At 72.2% G+C, this 4,998-nt stretch carries 6 protein-coding genes and 1 pseudogene; 5 read left to right on the forward strand and 2 right to left on the reverse strand.

Annotation, left to right across the window (positions count from 1 at the left end):
- Positions 1–274: pseudogene (locus ACKOQ4_RS07680) on the reverse strand (hypothetical protein); the annotation flags it as partial.
- A 64-nt stretch (positions 275–338) separates the two neighbouring features.
- On the opposite strand from ACKOQ4_RS07680, the gene ACKOQ4_RS07685 reads away from it, so the two are divergent.
- Complete coding sequence (locus ACKOQ4_RS07685) at positions 339–743, forward strand: Rv2576c family protein (RefSeq protein ID WP_526290478.1); 405 nt, start codon at positions 339–341, stop codon at positions 741–743.
- An 8-nt stretch (positions 744–751) separates the two neighbouring features.
- On the opposite strand, the gene ACKOQ4_RS07690 is transcribed toward ACKOQ4_RS07685, so the two are convergent.
- Complete coding sequence (locus ACKOQ4_RS07690) at positions 752–1,090, reverse strand: hypothetical protein (RefSeq protein ID WP_526290486.1); 339 nt, start codon at positions 1,088–1,090, stop codon at positions 752–754.
- A gap of 285 nt (positions 1,091–1,375) precedes the next feature.
- On the opposite strand from ACKOQ4_RS07690, the gene ACKOQ4_RS07695 reads away from it, so the two are divergent.
- From ACKOQ4_RS07695 to ACKOQ4_RS07710, 4 genes are all read left to right on the forward strand, one after another.
- Complete coding sequence (locus tag ACKOQ4_RS07695) at positions 1,376–1,891, forward strand: Rv1363c family protein (RefSeq protein ID WP_526290480.1); 516 nt, start codon at positions 1,376–1,378, stop codon at positions 1,889–1,891.
- A 2-nt stretch (positions 1,892–1,893) separates the two neighbouring features.
- Positions 1,894–3,819, forward strand: a complete 1,926-nt coding sequence (locus tag ACKOQ4_RS07700) for an acetoacetate--CoA ligase (protein ID WP_526290482.1) — start codon at positions 1,894–1,896, stop codon at positions 3,817–3,819.
- Entirely contained in the window at positions 3,816–4,253 is a 438-nt protein-coding gene (gene gloA2 / locus ACKOQ4_RS07705) for an SMU1112c/YaeR family gloxylase I-like metalloprotein (protein WP_526290488.1), read from the forward strand. The genes ACKOQ4_RS07700 and gloA2 overlap by 4 nt, the downstream gene beginning before the upstream one ends.
- A partial coding sequence (locus ACKOQ4_RS07710; RefSeq protein ID WP_526290484.1) for an SDR family oxidoreductase occupies positions 4,253–4,998 on the forward strand: 746 nt, incomplete at its 3' end. The genes gloA2 and ACKOQ4_RS07710, both read left to right, overlap by 1 nt.

The raw sequence follows: 4,998 nt of genomic DNA on the forward strand, positions 1-4,998 counted from the left end.
CGCGCTGCGCGGCGACCTGCCCGTGCTGCCAGAGCATGAGTCCGGCCAGCGCAAGACCGGCGCCGGTGAGCAGAGCGGCCGGCACCAGCCCGGCGGTCTGGCGCCAGCGGCGCGCGGGACGCGGGCCGGGCGCGGGCGCGGTCAGGCCCTCCGCCCTCGCCCGGGCGGAGGCCGCCTCGGCGAGGGCCTGCGCCTCGGCCGCCTCGGCTTCGGCGAGTTGGGCCTCGGCGTCGAGCGTGGCGTCGGCCTGCACGTCCAGCCGCTCGGAAGTCATAACCACCCGATGGTAGACCGCCCAAACGGGCCTCTCCCGGCAGGTCTCGTGCCAGACTTTCCCGATGAGGTTCGCGGCTGCCGGCATCTCGGTGGCCGCCGTCGTCGTGCTGGCCGCGGGACCCGCCGGAGCCGAAGGGCCGGTGCTGCACTCGGTCACCTACACCGTCTACACCGATGCGCCGTTCGCCGCCGACATCTACTACCGGGACAGCGAGCCGCCGAACTTCGCCGACTACAGCCACGATCCCTACCAGTTCAGCCCGAAGGTCGAGGCCGATCTGGGGCCCGACCGGCCGTGGGTGCTCAACGTGCAACTGGCCAATCCCGCGTACTGGGCGATGGTGCTGGGCACCAGCGGCCTGGCGCCGAATCCGCCGAACTTCCACTGCACGCTCGCCGTCGACGGGCAGGTCGTGGTCAGCAACTCCGGCGCCAAGGGCGCGCTGTGCTCGCTACGGCACTGGTGAGCGCCGGCTCAGGCGTCCCCGCGCACCCAGACCGCACGGCCGTCGTCGAACGAGCATGTCAAAAACAGCCCGTCCGGCGCCTGGGCGACGGAGTTCTCATACCCGGTGCAGTTCCCGCCGAGGTCCTTGACGCCCATCATCGGCGGGGAACGGAAAAAGCGCGGCTCGTAGCGCCGCGGCGATCCGCAGAACACCAGCCGGCCCCACGACGTGGTGCCGAACACGTAGAAGGAGGTGTCCGAGCAGGGGGCGCCGAGCACCACCCCGGGCGCGATCCCGGGTGTGCAGAACGCGTCGTCGCACTGCCCCGCCCGGGCCGGGGCGGGCGCGGCGAGTCCGGCCACCATCAGCGCGGCGGCAGCGACTACGGTCGTTCGCACGCAGTCAACTGTCGCACACGCGACGATTGTGGACTGTCTGATGCAGCGAAGACACGGTGCGGAGCCGCGCTGCCGTCGCCTGACCCGGATTCGCCGGCGCCCGCCGGCGGCGCCGGCGCGCTGGAGGCCGAGGCCGCTGCCGCCGAAGCCCGGGCCGAGGCCGCGCGCGCCCGGGCCGAGGAGCTGCGACGGCAACTGCGCGCCGCCGAGGAGGCCGAAAACACGCCAGCGGCAGAGGTTTTCGAGACCGAGGTGGCAGCTGAGCCCGCCGCCGGCCGGTCTGTCCCGCTGCGCCTGGCCGGGCTGATGCTGGCGGCACTGATGACGGCGGGGCTGCTCGCCGCCACCGGCTACCTGCTCTGGCAGCACCGCCAGGAGACCCGGCAGCGGCAGTGGTCGGCCGAGTACGCGGCGGCCGCCCGGCAGGGCGTCATCAACCTGATGTCGATCGACTACGCCAGCGCCAAGGACAGTGTGCAGCGTGTCCTGGACGGCTCGACGGGGCGTTTCCGGGCCAACTTCGCCGACACCGCCGATGATTTCGTCAAAGCCCTCACCGAGGAGAAGATCGTCACCAAGGCCACCGTCAACGACGCCGCCGTGGAGTCGATGACCGCCGACTCCGCCGTGGTCATGGTCGCGGCCACCTCCCGCCGGGAGGGCCCGCAGGCGCCCAAGGACCAGCAGGAGCCGCGGCGCTGGCGGGTGGTGGTCAGCCTGGAACGCGACGGCGGCCAGATCAAGATGTCCGGCGTGGAGTTCGTCTGACGGTGGCATCCGACGGCGCGCTCCCCCGGTGGCGGCGGTTCGCCGCCGCCTCGGCGTCCCACGGCGCACCCGCCGGGGGCGGCTACGACGACCTGTGGCGGTGGTCGGTGGACAGCCCGGCGCGGTTCTGGCGGGCGGTGTGGGAGTTCTTCGACGTCCCGGCGAGCGTCGGGCCCGGACCCGGCGACGACGGAGTGCTGGCGGACCCGGCCATGCCCGGCGCCCGGTGGTTCCCCGGCGTCCGGCTGAACTACGTCGATGCGGTGCTCCGGCACGCCGGCCTGCCCGGGGCGGCCGTCGTCGGCGTCGACGAGGACGGCGGGCGGAGGACGATCGACTGGGATGCGCTGCCCGGTCAGGTGGGGGCGCTGGCCGCCGAGTTGCGCCGCCGCGGCGTCGGACCCGGCGACGGCGTGGTGGCCTACCTGCCCGACGTCCCCGAGGCGGTGGTGGCGTTCCTGGCCACCGCGGCCGTCGGGGCGGTGTGGTCGTCGTGCGGGCAGGACTACGCGCCCCAGGGCGCGGCGGCGCGGCTGGGCCAGTTGAGTCCGAAGGTGCTGTTCGGCTGGGACGGCTACCGCTACGGCGGCTCGTGGATCGACAGGCGCGCCGAGACCGCCGAACTCGTCGGACTGCTGGGCGGCGCGCACCTGATCCGGCTGGACGGCGACGACTACCGCTCCGTCGTCGCCGAACCGGCCGAACCCGTCGTCACGCCGGTGCCCTTCGACCACCCGCTGTGGGTGCTGTTCACCTCCGGCACCACCGGCCGGCCCAAGGGCATCGCCCACGGCCACGGCGGGGTGGTGCTCGAGCATCTCAAAGCCGCTGCGCTGCATGCGGATCTGGGTCCCGGTGACGTCTTCTTCTGGCAGACCGCGCTGAGCTGGATGATGTGGAACTTCCGGGTCGGCGGCCTGCTGTGCGGGGCGACGGCGGTCGGCTACAGCGGTCACCCCATGCACCCCGACGCCGACCGGCTGTGGCGACTTCTCGCCGATGAGCGGGTCACCTTCTTCGGCACCAGTCCGGGCCAGCTGCTGGCCTCCCGCAAGGCGGGGCTGCACCCCGGGGCGAGTCACGACCTGAGCCGGCTGCGCACGGTGGGCAGCACCGGCTCCCCGCTGCCGGCCGACCTGTTCGACTGGGTGACCACCGAGGTCGGGCCGGCAGTGCAGGTGTCCTCGATCAGCGGCGGAACCGATGTGGTGACCGCGTTCGCCGGCGGCACCACCGGGGTGCCGGCCCGTCCCGGCGAGCTGACCACCCGGTACCTGGGCGTCGACCTGCACAGCTGGTCTCCGCGACGGGAGCCCCTGATCGGCGAGGTCGGCGAGATGGTGATCACCGCCCCGATGCCGTCGATGCCGATCGGCTTCTGGAACGACGATGACGGATCCCGTTACCGCGCAGCATATTTCGAGCATGCGTGGTCGGACGGACAGGCTCCCGGGGTATGGCGTCACGGCGACTGGGTCACCGTCACCGACCGCGGCTCGCTGATCATCCACGGCCGCAGCGACGCCACCTTGAACCGCAACGGGATCCGGATGGGGTCGGCGGACATCTACGAGGTGGTGGAGGGCCTCGAGGAGGTGACCGAGGCCTTCGTGGTGGGCGTCGACGGACCCGGCGGGGGCTACTGGATGCCGTTGTTCGTCACCCTCGCCGAAGGCCGGGTTCTCGACGACGCCCTGGTCGAGCGGGTCCGCACCGCGATCCGCGCCCGGCTCTCGCCGCGGCACGTGCCCGACGAGGTGATCGCCGCGCCCGGAATCCCGCACACCCGCACCGGCAAGAAGCTCGAGGTTCCGGTGACGGCGATACTGGCCGGCCATGACGGGGTGTCGCTGGACCCCCGCGCGATCGACCGGCCCGACCTGATCGAGTGGTATCGCGAGCAGGGACGGGTGCACCGGTGGACATGAATCGGCCTGCGCTGCAGGGTATTCACCACGTCGCGATCATCTGCTCGGACTACCAGCGCTCGAAGGCGTTCTACACAGAGGTGCTGGGCCTGGGCATCGCGGACGAGAACCACCGCGAGGCGCGGGGATCCTGGAAGCTGGATCTGGCACTGCCCGGCGGGGGCCGGATCGAACTGTTCTCGTTTCCCGATCCGCCGTCGCGCCCGAGTCGTCCGGAGGCCTGCGGGCTGCGGCATCTGGCGTTCGCGGTCGACGACGTCGAGGCGTGGTCGCACTACCTGCGGTCCTGCGGCGTGGCCGTGGAGCCGATCCGGGTCGACGAGTACACCGGACGGCGATTCACCTTCTTCGCCGATCCCGACGGCCTGCCCCTGGAGTTGTACGAGGCCGGCGGCGGGTTGCACGGCGGCCCCGCAACGACAAGTCTGGACTGATGACCAACGGTTCAGCGCCATCGGCATCCACGGTCTTCATCTCCGGGGCCGCCGCCGGAATCGGCCGCGCTACCGCGATGACCTTCGCCCGCCGCGGCTACCGGGTGGGGGCCTACGACGTCGACCTCGCGGGGCTGGCCTCGCTGCGCGACGAGGTGAGCGCCAGGGGCGGGGACATCGCCATCGGGCAACTCGACGTCACCGACGCCGCGAACTGGTCGGAGCAGCTGCTGGCGTTCACCGGGCGTTCGGGGCGGCTGGACGTTCTGGTCAACAACGCCGGGGTGCTGGCCTCCGGCCCGTTCGAGGACATTCCGCTGGACACCCAGCGCCGGATCGTCGAGGTCAACGTCAACGGAACGCTGACCGGGCTGCACACCGCCTTCCCCTACCTGCGGGACACCCCCGGCGCGCAGGTGGTCAACCTGTGCTCGGCCTCGGCGATCTACGGCCAGCCGGAACTGGCCACCTACTCGGCGACCAAGTTCGCCGTGCGCGGGCTCACCGAGGCGCTGGAACTGGAGTGGCGCCGGCACGGGATCAGGGTCATCGCCATGTGGCCGCTGTTCGTCCGGACCGCGATGGTCGACGGCCTGCACACCAACAGCACCAGGACGCTCGGCATCCACTTGACCGCGGCCGATGTCGCCGAGGACATCTATGCGGCGACCCACCCGACCCGGAGCCGGCTCCCCCGGGTGCACTACCCGGTGGGCCGGCAGACCAAGGCACTGGCCGGGCTGGC

The sequence above is a fragment of the Mycobacterium sp. genome, from assembly GCF_046095365.1.
Classification (GTDB): Bacteria; Actinomycetota; Actinomycetes; order Mycobacteriales; family Mycobacteriaceae; genus Mycobacterium.